The organism is Bradyrhizobium sp. Pa8 (genome assembly GCF_052588265.1).
On record NZ_CP176767.1, the window covers coordinates 5,147,710 to 5,164,694 of the forward strand.

Consider the following 16,985-nt stretch of genomic DNA (forward strand, 5'->3'; position numbering starts at 1 on the left):
GCGTAGCGATCGGGTCCGCGACGCACAAGCACGAGGAGAATCACATGAGCGTTATTGGACCGTCCTGCAATCTTCCGTCCGAGGCCTCGCCGGGATGCGGCTGCGCGGCGAAGGCAGAGCCGAGCGGCGGCAAGGCCGCAGGCACGGCGGTTGCGACTGCGGTCGCCGCTGCGGCCTGCACGGCGTGCTGTGTGCTGCCCTTCACATTGCCCGCTGTCGTGCTCGCCAGCGCCGGAAGCCTGATCGCCGCGCTCGATCACGCGCACGGCCTGATGACGAAGTTGTCGATCGCAATAGTGCTCTCCGCATGGGGCTGGATCGTGTGGCGATCGCGGACATCAGGCCTGAAAATCCGATCGTCGGTGCTGGCCGCGATGTGCGTGGCAACCGTCCTGACCGCGACGGCCGCGCTGTGGCCGGTGATGGGGCCCGCCGTCTTTCACGCGCTCGGGGTCGCCAAGAAGCCGAAACCGCCGGCGGGCTGATGGATACGCTGACGATCTTCGGACTGCTGTCGGTCAGCGCGATGCTGCTGTTCTACGCGCTTGAGCCGCGGGCCTCACTATGTGCTGGCCTTCGCGGCGGCGTGCGCGCTCAGTGGCGCCTACGGCTTTCTCCAGGGCGCCTGGCCGTTCGGGTTTGTCGAGATGGTGTGGACGGCGGTCGCCTTGCGGCGGTGGGCGATGGTCCGGTCATAGACATGACCGGACTCTTGTCTCGTAGCCCGGATGGAGCGCAGCGCAATCCGGGCCACCAGTCAGCCACTCAGGCCGACATTGCGCCCTTGCGCCCGAACGGACCGACCAGGCGGACGATCTCGCAGGCGGCGACGAGGCCGGCGAGCCAGACGGCGCTGGTCAGCCCGATGCGCATCACGATGGCCGCAGTGAACGCGCCCTCTCCGCCCAGGAACGGCGTCGCGGCAAGCAACACGAACTCATAGGCGGCGTAGGCGGCGACGAGCGCGATGGCCAGCATCAGCGGCGTGCGGCCTTGCGGCAGCAGGCGGAGAACGGTCGACGCCGCCACGGTCGACAGCAGCGCAGCCGCGCCAATCACAAAGCCCCAGGCGATGGTGCTGCCATCAATGGGATAATGCAGCGCGCCGAATCCGATGGTCTGGTTCACGAGCCAGGCGCCGGTGACGACGAGCAGCGCCGGACGCATCGGCAGCATCGCGGCGGCGACGACGGCGAACGCCGCAAACGGCGTCGCGCAGGCAAGTGCGAAGCTCGCGAGCGCGCATGACACCGTCAGCAGCGCAAAGCAGAACATCGGCGCGAGGCGCGACGCGACCGGATGAAGGCGGAAACGGTCGGCGTGGGGCGGCAGGATGGTGACAGTCATGGAACGATCTCCTTGTGGGATTTGTAGCACATTTTTGCTGGAACGCGGCATCGCGTCTGACTCAGTGAAGAGCCTCCATGGGATCTTCAGTCTCGGCTGGATCGCGCCGGTCGTAGGCGGCAAGCCAGGCGGCGAGTGTCGCGGCGTGCGGCTCCATCGCCGCCAATTGGCGCAAGGCCACGCGAACGGTGGCGCGCGCCGTGCGATCTGGCGGAAGCGTCACCGTCTCAGGTCCCCGCCCCTTCGCGACCGCTTCGACCACGGCCCTCTTGCACGCCGTCAGCTCCGGCACCCCATAGAGTTCGAGCAGCACCTGGAAGGCTGCGTGATGATCCGGCCGGAAAGCGCGCTTGCGGCCGAGCTGATCGCGCAGCGGATGGGCCGGATAGAGATGCACGCAGGCGATCCACCCCTCAGGCAGTGGCTCAGTCGCAGCATGGGTGCGGCGATGCGCGAGCAGCTTTGGCAGGACGTGGGTGTGCGGGCCGTCAGGGCTTCGCCCGCCCGGTGGCGGGATCGGCTGAAATACCTCGGCGCGCCCGATGCGACTGATGAAGACGCGGTGCGGATTGGCGGCCAGAATAATCCGCATGGCGTCGCTTTCAGGCGCGAACACGGATTGGCCCGTGCGGCTCCTGAGCGCGGCAACGGCATCGGCATCGCTGACGCGGATGCAGGCGTCGATTTGCAATGCGCCGAGGCCAAGGTCGAACAGGATGCCGCTGCGATCCCTCGTCAGGAGCGCCTCGATATCCGGGCCGAGCTCGGTCAGCACGGTACGACCACTCATGGCGCTGGCTTCATGCGGAAGACACAGCGCGAGGCGGTGGCTCCAGCTCTCCGTGGTCGGCGATTCCGATGCGATCAGGCGCAGATCCGGGTGGGAGACAACGCGTATCCCACCCTTCCGCGTCACGACGCTGATCCCGTTGCGCGACTGCTCGATATCGAAGGCCTCGCCGGGCTCGCGTGTGAACTCGGCAATGGCACCGAACGTGCCGACGCTCCAGCCGGCCTCAGGGTCGGCAAGCTGGCTTGCGATCAGGTCCATGAGCGGATCGGCCGTTGTCATGAGGCTTCTCTCTCTCGCTATCTGACGTCGTAATTCGCCAGGCGAATGCCGCCATAGACGCCCAGTCCCGGCTGCAGAAAGCCGGTCGGATTTTGATAGTGCACATTGGCGAGATTATCGAACCGGCCAAACACCTTCACCTGGTCGGTGACCAGATATTCGGCTGCAACGTTGACGACGGTGTAGGCCGGAGCCAGCAGACGCGGAATGCTGAAGTCGCGGTTGCCATCGACGAAACTCCCGACGTGCAACACGGTTGCGGACAATGTGAGCGGATCGATCGGATTCCAGATGACATTTGCGCTCCACTTCTCCTTCGGACGCCTCAGCAACTCCAGTCCCGCCGTTGCATCCACCGCGCGGGTAAAAGTGTAGTCAGCACGAACGCGAATCCGGTCCGTGATCGCAGCCGCGACGAAGCTCTCCGTGCCCTCCGTGATCGCCTTGCCGATATTGGTGTTGGTGCTCGTGAATGTCACGGGATCGAACGTGCTCTGGATCAGGTCCGTAACGTCGTTGCGGAAGTATGTCGACCCGAAGCGAACGCGATCGCCAAACAAGGGTTGCTCGAAGCCGGCGTCGTATCCGACGCTTTCCTCGGGCCTGAGGTTGGGATTTGCAAAGAAGAAAAACGCGGGAAAGCTGACGTAAAGCTGGTTGAGCGTCGGCGCCTTGAAACCCGTGCCGTAGCTACCCTTGAACTTCGTATCCGTGACCGGCACGATCACGGCAGACGTCAGACGAAAGGTCGGATGCTCTCCAAACCGCTCATTATCGTCCTGCCGGACGTTGGCCGTGAAGAAGACGCGATCCCGGAACTGGGACTGCAGCTCCATATATCCGGCCTTGTTGACGTTTTGCGCCGAGACCGTCGCCGTTTGCAGTGTTTCGGTCTCATGCTCCGCGCCAATGATGACATTGTTGTTGGGCGCGAGCTGGGTCGTGGTGTGCCAATCATACTTGAGGCGGTCGCCGGTCGTGATCGTGGCCATCGCGTCGCCGGGCGTGATATTGTAGTTCCAGTGGTTGGTGTAGTTGACGCCGAAATAGCTTCTCATCCGGTCGTCGAGAGCCGACCAGACCGCCTCCCCGCGCGTGAAGAGCTGGTGCACCGTCTGCGTGCTTTGCGCGGCCGAGGGAAAGCTCGCGGATGTGACGGGATTGAAGGTGTCTCCGGTAAAGCGCAGGGTGGCGTCAGTGTACCGCGCCACGCCGTTGAGCGTCAGGTTTTCGCTCAATTCGGCGCCAAGCTTCGTCGAATAAGTGATGTTGTCGTAATAGTTGCCGATCGCCTTCTGCCCCGGCGGCAGCAATTCGAGCGGCGTCACCGGCACGTCGTTCGCGTGGAAATGCGCGACGTTGAAGGCATAGTTGAAGTGGTCCTGTGAACCGCTCAGGCCTGCGGTTTGATTGAACGTTCCGAACGAGCCTCCCTCGACCGAGCCGGTGGCGCGGGCGGGACCGTCACCCTTCTTCGTCACGATGGAGATCACGCCACCCAGCGCGTCTGCGCCGTAGAGACCGCTCTGCGGACCGCGCAGGACTTCGATCTGCTGAATGTCGGAGGTGAGCAACTGGCCGAAATCGAACGAACGGTTCGGGTTGCCGGGATCGCTGACGTCGATGCCGTCGATCAGGACCTTGGTGTGGTTGGAATTCGTTCCGCGCACGAAGATCGACGTCTGTCCGCCGGGACCGCCGGTCTGCACGAGGTTGAGGCCAGGAACCGCGCTCAGCGCATCGGATGCGGTTCGGCGCTGATCGCGCTCGATGTCTCTGGCGGTCAGAACCGTCACCGAGCTCGCAACCAGATTGGTCGGAGTGACAACGCCCGTCGGACTGACGACGACCGTCGGAAACAGGTTCGCTGCGGATACCCCGGCAACCGTGGGCGACGGAGGCAACAGCTCGGGTTTCGGCACGCGAGCGACGCGCCGCTGCTCGGGCTGGTCGGGCGCACGCTGCGCAACTTGCGGCTTGGCCGCACGCTCGGTCGGCGCGACCTCGACCGGCGGCAGCAGATCGGGCGATGCCGATTGCTGGGCCTGGGCAATGGACAGATCGAGCGAACAAAGGGAAACGAACACGACAAGCCCGGCGCGGAAGCGCCTGGCGGCAAAGACAATACGGGACACTCTTGTAACCTCGGTATGACGTCAGTGGCACGTCACAGCGAACGAGGTTTCACGGCGGAGCGATCGATTGCTCCGGTGAAGCTAATGTCTGTACTCCCCGACCGACATCTTCGCGTGTGACCACGGCTGACGGCAGGTCTCCTGGCTCGCGGGTCGTTACCTTGCGTCGCCTTCCCAGGACCGAGATTCCCAGTGGCATATGACGAAAGATTCACCGCTTACAGTTGCGGGGGCAGCCGTGGCGTTGAGAATATCCCGGTATCGGGAAAATCTCGCACCACGTTCCCTTTTGATCTCCGTGAGGAGAACCGTCACCGACCAATCTACGGGGCGGGTAAGCGGAGAGTCAATCGGCCGGTTGCATGACGGTCAAAGCACCGCACCGGAGATTGAGCCGGCGCAATCAGGCCGACTCCCGCTCCGAACGCGTCCTGATCATCGCCCGCTCGCCGGCATCGACGAGCTGACCGATGCCGGTGCGGCCCGTGAGCGCGCAGCGGATGATGTTCTCGGCAACGGACCTGCGAAAGCAATGGTCCTCGCCGACCGGGCGATTGCGGCAGACCCGATCCAGCGCCAGCTTCATGTTGATCCGGGTGCGGGTGTCGAAATGCTCGCTGATCATTCGCAGGGCCTCGATGCGTTGATGTAGGAGCGGAAACGCGTGGGCGTAGGCCGGGTTCCAAAAACGGGCCGCGCAAGGCCTTGCGCAGAGCTGACTACGCCCGCCCTCTTGGTCCTGTGACGGGCGGGCTACGCCCGACCTCTTGGCCGCTGGGCCTGAGCCCAGGCCGCGGTGACGTCGCGCAGCGGAGCGTCGCTGCGCCGGATCGGGGTCAGCTCACCGGAGGCCGAGATGATGGCGGTCTCCTCGCGGCGACAGCGCGGGCATACGAAGCGGACCTCGTGCGGCGACGCCGACCAGCTCGAACGTTTGACGTTGGCCGCCATCGGCCAAGCATCGCAATGCGAGCACGACACCAGGAACCGACCGGGATCGAGCATACCCATTCCATAGGACTCCGCGTCCTGTCCGCCTCTTCAATGACTAACCCATGTGAATCGTTCCGGTGCCCGAGCACCGTCAGCCCCTCAGCTCCAGGCAGCGCCGCCGCTCAGTGGGCGCCTTTGAGGGTGCATGACGGGTGCAGGTGACGGTGTTGCCGTGGTCGCACGCCTTGCAGGCGGCAACGCACTGATTCATGTCGCGGGGATTGTAGGAGTTGTAGTTCCGCATCGCACAGACCGGGGTCGAGCCGGTGATGTCCTGCTCCTGGTTGCAGGCAGCCGTCATGAGCGCGAAGATGAGGACTGCAACAAGGCGCATGGGATTGCCCTGGTAAAGAGCGGCAAAGCGACATCGGCGAGGCACGCTGCACAGCAACGCACCTCGGCATTCCCACTGCGAGCAATCATGATCGCAACGCTCGCATCCTCCGAGGATGCGCGCCAAACATTAAGAACGGATTGCAGGCGGCGTCAGGCCGCAGCCTTGGTCGCGATCACCTTCCGCATATCCACCGCCAGCTGACGGTACTGCTCCGAGAGTTTCAGATAGAACTCGCGCTTGGTGCTGTCGGTGGCGAGCTTGGCAATCAGCTCGCATTCGGCGGTGAGCGTCTCGAACCGTTCCAGCCTGTCATGAAGTTCTGTCATCGGCGTGTCCCCATCAAACGCCTCAAGGGACGACAAACCTAAGCCCGGGAATTAGGTCACGGCGAACATCGTTATCGAGTAGAAGCGTTTTTTCCGGCAAGGGCGATGCCGGCCCGGTAAGGACGGCTATTTCTGCTCCAGCCGCCAGGCGCCATCCCAAGCTGCGTCCGGCGGATTGGCCTCGAACAGCGCGATGCGGCCGAGCAGCGTGCGCGAGGGGCCGTCGCCGGGCACCGCTTCGAGCGCTGCATTGAACGCGGCCCGAGCATCGTCAAAGCGCTGCGCGCGATAGGCGGCGAGGCCTTCGGTGTAGCGCGCGCGCAGGCTCTCCTGCGGGATGCTGAGCCCGTGCGCCTTGCTCATCACCTCGAAGATCGCCTGCGGCGCGCTCTGGCCGGCGACCGCGAGACGATCGATCTCGCGCAGCTCGAGGTTCGATCCGATCGCATCCGCCGTGGCCTGCGAGATCAGGATGCGGGTGCCGTAGACCTTGTTGACCAGCTCGAGGCGCGAGGCGAGGTTCACGGCATCGCCCATCACGGTAAAGCTCATCATCAGCTCGGAGCCGATGCTGCCGGTCAGGACCTCGCCGGTGGCGATGCCGATCCGCAAGTCGCATGGCGCCGGCATGGCGCGGATGCCGAGCAGGTCCGGCAACTGCTTCTGGAGCGCCGGCACCTGATCGGCCATGTCGATGGCGGCGAAGCAGGCGAGCAGCGCCGGCTCGTCCTCCTCGATGAAGGGAGGCCCCCAATAGGCCATGATGGCATCGCCGATATATTTGTCGATGACGCCGCGATGGTTCCTGATGGGGCCGGACATCACCGTGAAATAGTGGTTCATCACCTTGACGAGGCCGCGCGGGGTCATGCCCTCGCTCATCGAGGTGAAGCCGCTCATGTCGCAGAACATGATGGTCATCACCCGCCGCTGGCCGTCGATGGCGACCTCCGGCCGGTCGATCAGCCCCTGCACCACCTTGGGATCGATGTAGCGGCCAAAGGTCTCGCGGATGCGCTCGTTGTGGCGCAACTGCTCGATCATGCGATTGAAGGCCGCGGCGAGTTCGCCGATCTCGTCCTGGGTCGAGACCGTGATGGTCTTGTCGAACCGACCCGCCTCGACCTCGCGGGTGCCGGCGAGCAAGAGGCGCACCGGCCGTGTGATGCCGCTGGAGACGAGGAGCGCGAAAGCAAATCCGACCACCGCCGCGAGAATGGTGACGATGCCCGAAATGATCATCGCCTGGCGCTGGCGACCGATCACTGTCGCCGTACTGGCGAAGACCTGCTTCAGCATGTCGGCGCGGATCGCGTCGATCTTCTGGTTGAACTGGTCGCGTATGGTGTCGAGATGCTCCAGGGTCCCGCGCGCCTCCGTCATCTCCTTGCCTTCCACCTGCTTGAGGAGTTTTGCGTGGTCCTCATTCATGTCGTGACGCAGCTCGGTGAGAGCGGTTTCGATCCGAGTCTCGATCCGCGCCAGCCCGGCATTGTCGGAAGGCGTCCTCTTGTCGTCGATGATCGCGTTGATGTGCGTACGCGCGGCCTCGGCCTCCTCGTCGATCTTCCGATCGGCCTCCTCGAATTCGCGCAGGCGCGCCGCATAGGCCTCCTCCTCCGCGGGCGCCTGCATCTTCATCATGACCATCCGCCGCAGCGCCACCGACCGCTCCAGCGAGCGGATGTTGGCGCGCGCCAGATGGCCGTAGGCCGGAATGTAGCGGTCGGTCAGCTCGTCGAGCAGGACGCCGACCTGGCTCGACATCACCATCGACAGGATCGAGGTGACCAGCATCAGGACGATCAATCCGAGGGCGATGCCGACGATCTTGCGCCGGATCGACTGGTTGAAAAGCGGCATGGGTGCGGGGGCAAAGGCTGAAAGAACGAGTTGGGGAACTCAATACACCGGATTTGACCGCGGGAACACGCGCAATCTGACCCCACGGCGCACTGAACCCTGCGCAACCGTCGCCCGAGCCTCATTCGTTAACAAAGGTTGAAGGCGCTACCCTTTCCGCCATTTCGGAAGTTCCCGAGTTCCCATCGGTATTTTGCCGCATTGTTGAAGGAGCGTGAGGACTGCGAAACGGTGTCGTGGCATCGTTTTGGGTGTCGTCTTTGATTCTCAAGCCGCATGTCGTCGCGGACCTTGGTTTGTAGTGGTTCGCAGGGGGACCATCGAATGAACCAGTGCCTACGCTCGCTCGCGTGTGTCGTTGCCGTGGCCGCTTTGGCCTTGATCCCAACCGAGCTGGCAGCGAAGAGCAGTCACAAATCGTCCGCGTCGAAGAAGACGCATGAGGCGAAAGCCGGCAAGCAGCGCCATGCTGTGGTCAAGTCGCGCCATGGCAAACACGCCGAGGCCAAGCGCAAGTCGAAGAAGGACGACGAGCCCTCGGACAAGCCGGCGCCGCCGCCGCTCACCGGCGACCTCGCCGCGCTGAAGGACGCCATCGATCTCGCACGCAAGGGCAAAACCGACGACGCCAGCGCGGCGCGCGACCGCATTGCCGATCCGGCCGGACAGAAGCTCGCCGACTGGTTCATGCTGCGCCATTCCGAGAGCACGGCACCTTTCAAGCGCTACGCCGCCTTCATCGCCGCCAACCCGGACTGGCCGAGCAGCGCCCTGCTCCGCCGCCGTGCCGAAGCGCGGCTGTGGCAGGAGAAGAGCGACGCGGCGACCGTGCACAAGTTCACAATGGACCGGCCGACCAGCGCCAAGGGCAAGTTCGCACTCGCCCGCGTGCTCCTGAGTGAAGGCGACAATGACAGGGCTACGCGCCTGGTGCGCGAGGCCTGGCGCACGGACGAACTATCCGAGCGCAGCGAGGAGGATTCCTACGAGGCGTTCCGCGATCTCCTGACCGCTGACGATCATCGCGCCCGCATGGACAAGCGCCTCGGCGCAAAGGACTACGCCGCTGCAAGGCGCGCGGCCAAGCGGCTCGGCGAAGACGCGCTCGCGATCGTCAAGGCCTGCTCGGCGGTCACCGGCAAGGCCAACAAGGCCAAGGATTATCTCGAGGACGTCTCGACCGAAGCACGCCGCGATCTCGGCTACGTCCTCTGCCGCGCGCAGTGGCATCTCCAGAACGATCGCATCGACGACGCCGCCGAGGTGATCCTGGCCGCCGCGCCCGACACGATGGCGGCCCAGGACACCGATGCCTGGTGGCGCGAGCGCCGCCTGCTCGCGCGAAAGCTGCTCGACCAGGGCAAGTTCAAGACCGCCTACGACGTGGTGCGTGCGGCGGCGGTGCCCGCGATGGAAGTCTATCGCGTCGACTACCACTTCATGTGCGGCTGGATCGCGCTGCGCTATCTCGACGATCCCAAGGCGGCCATGGTGCATTTCGCCGCGATCGACGAAGGCTCGGCCAATCCGATCGCGCTGTCGCGTGCGCATTACTGGCGCGGCCGCGCGGCCGAGGCGATGGGGGCGACGGCGGATGCGCGCATGAGCTATCAGGCCGCCGCGCGCTATACGACCGCCTATTACGGCCAGCTCGCACGCGCCAGGCTCGGCCTCGACGGGATCGAGCTGCGCCCGCCCTCGCCCGTGCTGGCCGCGGCCGACACACAGCCCGCGGACGAGCGCGTCCGCGCCGCCGAGATGCTCTACGGCATCGGCGAGCGCGACATGGTGTTCTATTACGCCGAGGATTTTGCCAAGGAGAGCACCGACGTCGCAGCGCTGGAAGCCCTCGGCGAGCTTGCCGGCCGGCGCAACGATGCGCGCGTGATGCTGCAGGTCGGCAAATCGGCGCTGGCGCGCGGGCTTGCGCTCGACCATTACGCCTTCCCGACCATCGGCATTCCCGAGCACAAGCAGGTCGCGCCCGCGATCGAGACCAGCGTGATCTATTCGGTGGCGCGCACCGAAAGCTCGTTCGACCAGCGCGACAAGTCACCCGCCAACGCGGTCGGCCTCATGCAGGTGACGCCGGAGGCGGGCCGCGATACCGCAAAGCGCTTTGGCCTGACCTATGACTGGGACAGGATGGTATCCGATCCCGTCTACAACACGCAGATGGGCGCGGCCGAGCTCAGCGCGCTGCTGTCGGAATATCGCGGCGACCAGATCATGACCTTCGCCGGCTACAATGCCGGCCGCGGCCGGGTGCGCGAATGGGTGCAGGCGCGCGGCGACCCGCGCGACCCCAAGATCGATCCGGTCGACTGGGTCGAGCGCATCCCGCTGTCGGAGACACGCAACTACGTCCAGCGCGTGATTGAGAATGTGCTGGTCTACCGCGCCCGGTTCGAGGGCAGCGGCACAGCCACGGCGAAGTCCGAGCAACGCGTCACGACGCACGAAGTCAGCGCGGCACCCACGGCAGCGGCCGCAGCCGCCGCGCCCTAGCTTCGCAACGCCGGGGCTGGACGCGGCGCGAAGCTGGATGCAGTGACTGCGGCCGACCACTCTGCGCGGCTCGCATCGTTTGGCTAGCGGTCACCTCCTTCCGTGGTCAGAAGGTTCGCGCGCGCGCAGAAATGCCTCCGTCAGCGCGCCAGAGAGCGCGCCCACCTGCATCATCCAGCTCCAGCTCGAAACGGCCGCGAACACCGTGATCAATTCGAGCGAACTGCGGTAAGGCCAGAGCCCTTCCATGCTCGTCTGCTGATATCGGCGGTAGCAATCATACTCGCAGTACCGCCGTTGCGTGGATACATGCCGGACGTAACTCGAGCCCAGCGGCTGGGCGCACGCGCTGCAGGTGACGCCATGGCGCGGCTGGCCCTGATTGACGAGCATGAATTTCAACGTCCTGTCCTCCCCTGCCAGCCCCCGCATCGGCCGATGCGCCTCGCCCACCCGTCAGCTCAAGACGCCGCTTGCGCTCGCCTCTCGATCAACGGCGCCGCTTCGTGATGGAGCGCGTAACACTCGTAGCCGCAATAGGGCAGCAGCGTCTTCGCGTCGCGCAGATAACCGCCGCTGATCTCCTCGCAGCACCATAGACAAAATGTCTTGCGGAAAGGGGTCCTGCCGTTCACCAATATGAATCTCACGTGGCACCTCCCAACGCGAAGCAGTAGACCGTGTCGACCAGAGAGGCGGACGGCGGCGGCGCGCAAAGATGGTTGCGGCCGTCGGGATTGTCCCTGTTTCGCTCGACCTTCTGGGATGGAATGAGGATGTACTTCCCGTCCTCCCGGCGCCGCGCGAAGATCCTGCCGTCGACGTATCGCACCTCGGTCGGGTAGCAATCCGCGCTGTTGCAGCAGCTGAGCACGGGATTATCGGGCATGTGCCAGCTGGAATAGAACTTCTCGTGCAGGAGCTGATCCTGGAGCGGATGATGACGATGTGCACCATCCTGTCCGATCTCGTCGGCCTCCACTCCCGTTATCCACGGAAACGGCAGCGCGATCATCAAGAGGAGCTTGCAAGCACGGTTCAGCACGCAGCCTCCTGTTCAGAATTGCCGAATGGAGCCGATCGAAGGGCTAGTCCTCATGCCGCCTGAAATCGAAACAACCATCGGCGGTCGCGTTCGCGGCGCGCCCTGAAGCGATCGAGACATTTTCTGGAGCACAGCGGCGTTCGCCACGAATAATATCGGATCAGGCCAAACTTGCCGCTACAGACAGCGCAGGCTTTTACAGCAGGACCACGCTCGGAGTGTTCAGGCGTATCGCACATCATGCTCTCCTCCCGGCTCTCATGGTCGTGGCGTCGCGCGTACGCTGACGCCCGGCCATCCACGCTCGTTAGTGAAATGCGGCCTCTCAATCGCGACCGGCCCATCGTGCGGCAGGTCGGGCAATGGACGCGGAGCTATCAGCAGCACATCGAGCCAATCGCCGGCTTGTGGCCTTGCACATCGCGTCCCTTCGATGGTTGTGAGACTAGTCCGCATGCAACGGACGACTCAATTGTACGGAGGTAAATGTGCGCTATGACTTGGGATGCGCGAGCTATACGTAGGTTTGTCCCGTAGTTTTTCGGGCCTTTGCCGCACCTTCGCAACGAGACGGCGCAAGGCCGGCAGGCTGCACGGCTGCCGCGAGTTTCGGCGCGGAGTTCTACTTTGGTCAGAGGGAATTGCTCCCCTGGTTGCAAAGTGCTCTACTTGCTTCGACCCCTGCGAGCCGGGACGCCCGCGATGATGCCTGGCCAAATCGCGAAATTTGGGAATTCGGCCGCACAATTACTACTCGGCGGCCTCGCGGCGCTTCGATCTTTCGGCACCGGCGAGAAGGACAGTCCCGCGGTCGGTGATGACGCGCGACAGGACATCGTCGATCTACGCGACGCCGTGAAGCAGTGGCGCGAGGTGTTCGAGCACAATCCGGTCATGTACTTCATGGTCGATCCGGCCGGGACGGTGCTCAACGTGAACACGTTTGGCGCCGCACAATTGGGCTACACGGCGGCCGAGTTGACAGGCCAATCCGTGCTGAACGTCTTTTTCGAGGAAGACCGCCACTTCGTTCGTCAATGCGTCGGGTTGTGCCTGGAAACCGTGGACCAGTCGCATACCTGGGAGATTCGCAAGATCCGCAAAGACGGCTCGGTTCTCTGGGTCCGTGAAAACGCCAAGGCGATGCTGCGCGGCGACGGCACGCCGGTCGTGCTGGTCGCCTGCGAAAACATCACCCAGCGTAAGGAGGCGGAGGATGCGCTGCGGCAGAGCGAGGCCTACCTCGCCCAGGCTCAGGAACTGAGCCGCACGGGCAGCTTCGGCTTGAGCCCCGCGACCGGCGAGATCTTCTGGTCGAGGGAAACCTTCCGCATTTTCCAATGTGACCCGGCAATGCAGCCGAACCTGGGCTTCGTTTTTCAGCGCATCCATCCGGAGGACCGCGATGCGGTCCGCAAGACCCTTGATCGAGCCTTCCGCGAAGCGGAGGATTTCGACCATGAATATCGCCTGTTGATGCCGGATGTATCCATCAAATATCTCCATTCCGTGGCACGCGCGGTGAGACGTGCATCCGGGCGCATCGAGTTCGCCGGCGCTGTCACCGATGTCACGATTGCAAAAGAAACAGAACAGAGGCTGCGCCGCAGCGAGGCCTATCTGGCCGAAGCCCAACGCCTCAGCCATACGAGCAGCTGGGCCTGGGACGTGCGTCGTCAGGAGTTTGCCTACCGATCGGCTGAACTCTACCGCCTGTTCGGATTTGAGCCGGACCAGATCGATGTCCCGGCGCGGGCTTTCCAGCAACGGATCCTCGCCGATGACTTTCGACGAATTGCCGACGTGGAACGTCGCGCAATCCACCAAGGGGAGCCCTTCGAAATCGACTTTCGGATTGCGCGTCCGGACGGTTCGATAAGACGTGTCCATACGGAGGGGCATCCTGTGAAGGGCGGCGATGGCGATGTGATGGAAATCATCGGCACGCACGTGGACGTCACCGACCAGTTCGCCGCAAAAGAAGCACTGCAGAAGGCCTTTGACGAGCTCAAGCAATCCGAGCAGCGATTCCGCGACTATGCCGAAACCGCATCGGACTGGTTTTGGGAGACCGGGCCGGATCACCGCATCACCCGGATATCGGAACACGCCGATACGGCCAGTCCGGTGCCGACAGGCTTGATCGGGCTGACCCGTTGGGACATTCCGCCCGATGCCGAGTTCGAGCCCGAGAAGTGGGAGCAGCATCGCGCGGCGCTCGATGCCCACCTTCCGTTCCGCGACCTGGTTTACCGCAGCAAGGATCGCAACGGATCTCCGATTTACGTGCGCACCAGCGGCAAGCCCTTCCATGACGAGAATGGTAACTTCCTCGGCTATAGGGGCGTCAGCAGCGATGTGACGGCGGCGATCCGCACCGAGCAGGCCGAAGATGCCCTGCGCAAAGCGCAAGCCGAGCTCGCTCATGTCACGCGCATCACGACGCTCGGCGAGCTCACCGCCTCGATTGCGCACGAAATCAACCAGCCTCTTGCCGCCGTAATTTCCAATGCGGACGCCTGCATCGGTTGGCTCGGCCGCGACCCCGCCGATCTCGACGCTGCGCGCCGTTCCGTCGAATGGATCGTCGAGGACGCCAATCGGGCCAGCGAGGTGATCCGCCGGATCCGCGCGCTCGCGAAAAAGACCGAGATCGAGATGGTTCCACTCGACATCAATCAGGTCGTGAGGGAGGTGATGGCCCTCGTTCGGCGCGAGCTCGCCACCCATGCCGTGTCGGTGCGGATGGAGTTGTCGTCCGGCCTGCCCAACATTTGCGGCGATCGGATCCAGCTCCAGCAGGTGCTGATCAACCTCGTCATGAACGGGATCGAAGCGATGCAAGCCAATGTCGAGCTCCCGCGCGAGCTGGCTATTCGCTCCAGTCGGGACGGCGACGAGCACCTGCTCCTTACCGTGACAGATCGCGGCGTCGGCCTTGACAGCGACGTGACGGACCGCATCTTCATGCCGTTCTTCACCACAAAGTCGAGCGGCCTGGGGATGGGACTATCGATCTGCCGATCGATCATCGAGGCTCACGCGGGCCGGCTTTCGGCATTTCCAAATGAGGGGAGCGGTGCAACATTCCAGATTGCCCTGCCCTTCCCACACGAGGCCGCGTCGTGACTGACCAGGCCAAGCCAACACAGGCGCAGGCACAGGCGGGGGCCGATGATCCGATCGTCCTGATCGTCGATGACGATCCGTCGATGCGGCGTGCGCTCACCAATCTCTTCCAATCGGTCGGCCTCAGGGTGGAGGCCTTCGGCTCGGCGGCGGAGGTCTTGGAAGCCAAGCCGCCGGTGGTCCCCAGTTGCCTCGTGCTCGACATCCGGCTGCCCGGCTCGAGCGGCTTCGACCTCCAGGCGGATCTCGTGAAGGCCGACATTCGCACGCCCATCATCTTCATCACCGGTCATGGCGATATCCCGATGACCGTCAGGGCCATGAAGAGTGGCGCCATCGATTTCCTGACCAAGCCGGTGCGCGACCAGGACATGCTGGATGCAGTCCAGGCTGCGATCGAACGGGATCGCAGGCGGCGCGATGCCGAGAAGTCGGTGTCAAGCGTGCGCGCTCGCTTTGAAGGCCTGACGGCGCGCCAGCGCGACATTCTCGCCCTGGTTGCGTCAGGCCTGATGAACAAGCAAGTCGCTGCCGAGCTTGGATTGGCTGAGATTACCGTCAAGATCTATCGTGGGCAGATCATGCGGAAGATGGGTGCGAAGTCATTGGCCGATCTCGTCAGAATGACCGAGACGCTCGGAATCCCGCGCCCAAGGGGGAAGGTGCAAACCTAAGTATGCTTTTCAAGCTCGCCCCGAGGGCCCACCTTCCGGTGGGTGCTGCACCATGATCGGCGGCTCCCCGATCAGGAGCGATCATCTTGTCAGTCCTCTCGGTCATTTCCATCATTGACGATGATCCATCAGTCCGCCTTGCGACGAACAATCTCCTGACGTCGCGGGGATACACCGTCTGCATCTTTGGCTCCGCTCTCGAATTTCTCCAATCGGCCGAACTGAAGACGACGTCCTGCGTGATCGCGGATGTGCAGATGTCGGTCATGGGCGGGGTTGATCTTTTGATGCATATGCGCGGCCTTGGTCACCGCACACCGTTCATCTTCATGACCGCCTTTCCCGACGATGCCGTGCGCGACCGCGCGCTGAAAGCTGGCGCCATCTGCTTTCTCGCGAAGCCGTTTTCCACGCCGGCTCTGATCAGTTGTCTGGAGACCGCCCTGTCGAAGCACAGCGAAGCCAAGACGTAACGCGGCGCCGCGTGAACCTGATTGCCCCACAGGGTGCGGCGACTTGACGTTGTGGCCGCCTCCGAAGAGGCAAGCCGCCTCAATCCACCTTGATGTTGGCGGCCTTGATAATCGGCCACCATTTTGCGATTTCCGCTTTCTGGCGGGCGCCGAGCGCTTCGGGCGTGAGCTGATCCTTGGGCGTCATCTCGAGGCCCTGGCTCTCGAGCTGCTTCTTCACGGCGGGATCGTTCAGCGCTTCCACGGCGGCCGCATTGAGCTTGGTGACGATCTCCTTCGGCGTGCCCTTCGGCACCCACAGGCCCGACCACAACGTCATGTTGAAGCCCTTCAGCCCCGCCTCGGCTGCCGTCGGAATGTCCGGCGCCGACGAGAGCCGCTTGTCGTCGGTGATGGCATAGGCGCGGATCGTGCCGGCGCGGACCTGGTTGATGGAGTTGGAGGTCTGATCGATGATGACGTCGATCTGGCCGGCGATGAGATCGTTCAGCGCGGGAGCCGTGCCGCGATAAGGCACGTATTGCAGCTTGATGCCGCTGACGCTCTCGAAATAGACACCGGCGATATGGCTGCCGGAGCCCGCGCCGGCGGTGCCGGCGGTCGGCGGCGACGGCCGCGACTTCAGCCACTCGATGAGCTCCTTCAGCGAGGTCGCGGGCACCGCGTTCTTGCTCACCACGATCATCGGATTGCTCGGCAGCAGCACCACCGGCTCGAGATCGGCGACGAGGTCGTATTTGAGTTTGTAGACGGCGCCGTTGGCAACATGGGTGCCGAGATGGCCGAAGGAGATGGTGTAGCCGTCCGGCGGCGACTGCACGGCGCGCCCGACGCCGATCGAGCCGCCCGCGCCGGTGACATTCTCGATCACCAGCGGCTGGCCGAGCGTCACCCGCATGCGCTCGGCGAGCACGCGCGCCATCGCATCCGACGGGCCTCCGGCGGCGAAGGGAACGATGACGGTGATGGGATGTGAAGGATAGTCGTCGGCGCGCGCGGCGCCGGTCACAGCGATAATACCGAGCAGCCCGACCCAGATGGCCTTCTTCATTGTCTTCTCCCCAGCGATGTCTTTGTTGTTTT

Annotated in this window: 17 protein-coding genes, 1 pseudogene and 1 riboswitch; of the genes and pseudogenes, 6 read left to right on the forward strand and 12 right to left on the reverse strand. The window is 63.9% G+C overall.

Going from position 1 to position 16,985, the window contains the following annotated elements:
• Positions 1-44: 44 nt before the first annotated feature.
• Both ACKWRH_RS23885 and ACKWRH_RS23890 read left to right on the forward strand, forming a co-directional pair.
• Positions 45-485, forward strand: coding sequence for a hypothetical protein (locus tag ACKWRH_RS23885; protein WP_445215515.1), 441 nt, complete (start codon positions 45-47; stop codon positions 483-485).
• A pseudogene (locus ACKWRH_RS23890) lies at positions 485-698 on the forward strand (hypothetical protein). The gene ACKWRH_RS23885 and the pseudogene ACKWRH_RS23890 overlap by 1 nt, the downstream one beginning before the upstream one ends.
• 67 nt (positions 699-765) lie before the next feature.
• Here the strand turns inward: ACKWRH_RS23890 and ACKWRH_RS23895 are convergent.
• The 8 genes from ACKWRH_RS23895 to ACKWRH_RS23930 form a co-directional block, all read right to left on the reverse strand.
• Entirely contained in the window at positions 766-1,347 is a 582-nt protein-coding gene (locus ACKWRH_RS23895; protein WP_445215516.1) for a hypothetical protein, read from the reverse strand.
• A gap of 61 nt (positions 1,348-1,408) precedes the next feature.
• Positions 1,409-2,419: a DUF6925 family protein gene (locus tag ACKWRH_RS23900; protein ID WP_445215517.1), complete on the reverse strand. Its 1,011-nt coding sequence runs from the start codon at positions 2,417-2,419 to the stop codon at positions 1,409-1,411.
• Between the two features lie 17 nt (positions 2,420-2,436).
• On the reverse strand, positions 2,437-4,554 hold the full coding sequence (locus ACKWRH_RS23905; protein WP_445215518.1) for a TonB-dependent receptor plug domain-containing protein: 2,118 nt from the start codon (positions 4,552-4,554) through the stop codon (positions 2,437-2,439).
• 114 nt (positions 4,555-4,668) lie between these two features.
• A riboswitch (cobalamin riboswitch) is annotated at positions 4,669-4,882 on the reverse strand.
• Between the two features lie 75 nt (positions 4,883-4,957).
• Positions 4,958-5,179, reverse strand: a complete 222-nt coding sequence (locus ACKWRH_RS23910) for a hypothetical protein (protein WP_445215519.1) — start codon at positions 5,177-5,179, stop codon at positions 4,958-4,960.
• A gap of 128 nt (positions 5,180-5,307) precedes the next feature.
• Positions 5,308-5,565 (reverse strand): hypothetical protein, encoded by a 258-nt coding sequence (locus ACKWRH_RS23915; protein WP_038933070.1) that lies wholly within the window; start codon positions 5,563-5,565, stop codon positions 5,308-5,310.
• Between the two features lie 73 nt (positions 5,566-5,638).
• Positions 5,639-5,881, reverse strand: coding sequence for a hypothetical protein (locus ACKWRH_RS23920; RefSeq protein ID WP_445215520.1), 243 nt, complete (start codon positions 5,879-5,881; stop codon positions 5,639-5,641).
• A 152-nt stretch (positions 5,882-6,033) separates the two neighbouring features.
• Positions 6,034-6,210: a hypothetical protein gene (locus tag ACKWRH_RS23925; protein WP_445215521.1), complete on the reverse strand. Its 177-nt coding sequence runs from the start codon at positions 6,208-6,210 to the stop codon at positions 6,034-6,036.
• Between the two features lie 126 nt (positions 6,211-6,336).
• The gene (locus ACKWRH_RS23930; protein ID WP_445215522.1) at positions 6,337-8,073 is read right to left on the reverse strand and encodes an adenylate/guanylate cyclase domain-containing protein; all 1,737 of its coding nucleotides are present in this window, start codon (positions 8,071-8,073) and stop codon (positions 6,337-6,339) included.
• 324 nt (positions 8,074-8,397) lie between these two features.
• Here ACKWRH_RS23930 and ACKWRH_RS23935 point away from each other — a divergent pair, with 324 nt between their 5' ends.
• On the forward strand, positions 8,398-10,581 hold the full coding sequence (locus tag ACKWRH_RS23935) for a lytic transglycosylase domain-containing protein (protein WP_445215523.1): 2,184 nt from the start codon (positions 8,398-8,400) through the stop codon (positions 10,579-10,581).
• A 90-nt stretch (positions 10,582-10,671) separates the two neighbouring features.
• On the opposite strand, the gene ACKWRH_RS23940 is transcribed toward ACKWRH_RS23935, so the two are convergent.
• The 3 genes from ACKWRH_RS23940 to ACKWRH_RS23950 form a co-directional block, all read right to left on the reverse strand.
• Positions 10,672-10,974 carry a hypothetical protein gene (locus ACKWRH_RS23940; RefSeq protein ID WP_445222470.1) on the reverse strand — a complete coding sequence of 101 codons (303 nt, stop codon included), beginning with the start codon at positions 10,972-10,974 and terminating at the stop codon, positions 10,672-10,674.
• A gap of 68 nt (positions 10,975-11,042) precedes the next feature.
• Entirely contained in the window at positions 11,043-11,231 is a 189-nt protein-coding gene (locus tag ACKWRH_RS23945; protein ID WP_084795121.1) for a hypothetical protein, read from the reverse strand.
• Positions 11,228-11,626: a hypothetical protein gene (locus ACKWRH_RS23950; protein WP_445215524.1), complete on the reverse strand. Its 399-nt coding sequence runs from the start codon at positions 11,624-11,626 to the stop codon at positions 11,228-11,230. Before ACKWRH_RS23950 ends, ACKWRH_RS23945 begins: the two co-directional genes overlap by 4 nt.
• A gap of 702 nt (positions 11,627-12,328) precedes the next feature.
• Between ACKWRH_RS23950 and ACKWRH_RS23955 the strand changes: the two genes are divergently transcribed.
• The 3 genes from ACKWRH_RS23955 (at position 12,329) to ACKWRH_RS23965 (ending at position 15,902) form a co-directional block, all read left to right on the forward strand.
• A complete protein-coding gene (locus ACKWRH_RS23955; protein WP_445215525.1) occupies positions 12,329-14,755 on the forward strand; it encodes a PAS domain-containing sensor histidine kinase in 2,427 nt (808 codons plus the stop codon).
• Positions 14,752-15,429, forward strand: coding sequence for a response regulator transcription factor (locus tag ACKWRH_RS23960; RefSeq protein WP_445215526.1), 678 nt, complete (start codon positions 14,752-14,754; stop codon positions 15,427-15,429). Before ACKWRH_RS23955 ends, ACKWRH_RS23960 begins: the two co-directional genes overlap by 4 nt.
• 86 nt (positions 15,430-15,515) lie before the next feature.
• Entirely contained in the window at positions 15,516-15,902 is a 387-nt protein-coding gene (locus tag ACKWRH_RS23965) for a response regulator transcription factor (RefSeq protein ID WP_445215527.1), read from the forward strand.
• Positions 15,903-15,981: 79 nt separating this feature from the next.
• On the opposite strand, the gene ACKWRH_RS23970 is transcribed toward ACKWRH_RS23965, so the two are convergent.
• Complete coding sequence (locus tag ACKWRH_RS23970) at positions 15,982-16,953, reverse strand: tripartite tricarboxylate transporter substrate binding protein BugD (protein ID WP_445215528.1); 972 nt, start codon at positions 16,951-16,953, stop codon at positions 15,982-15,984.
• Positions 16,954-16,985: the final 32 nt, after the last annotated feature.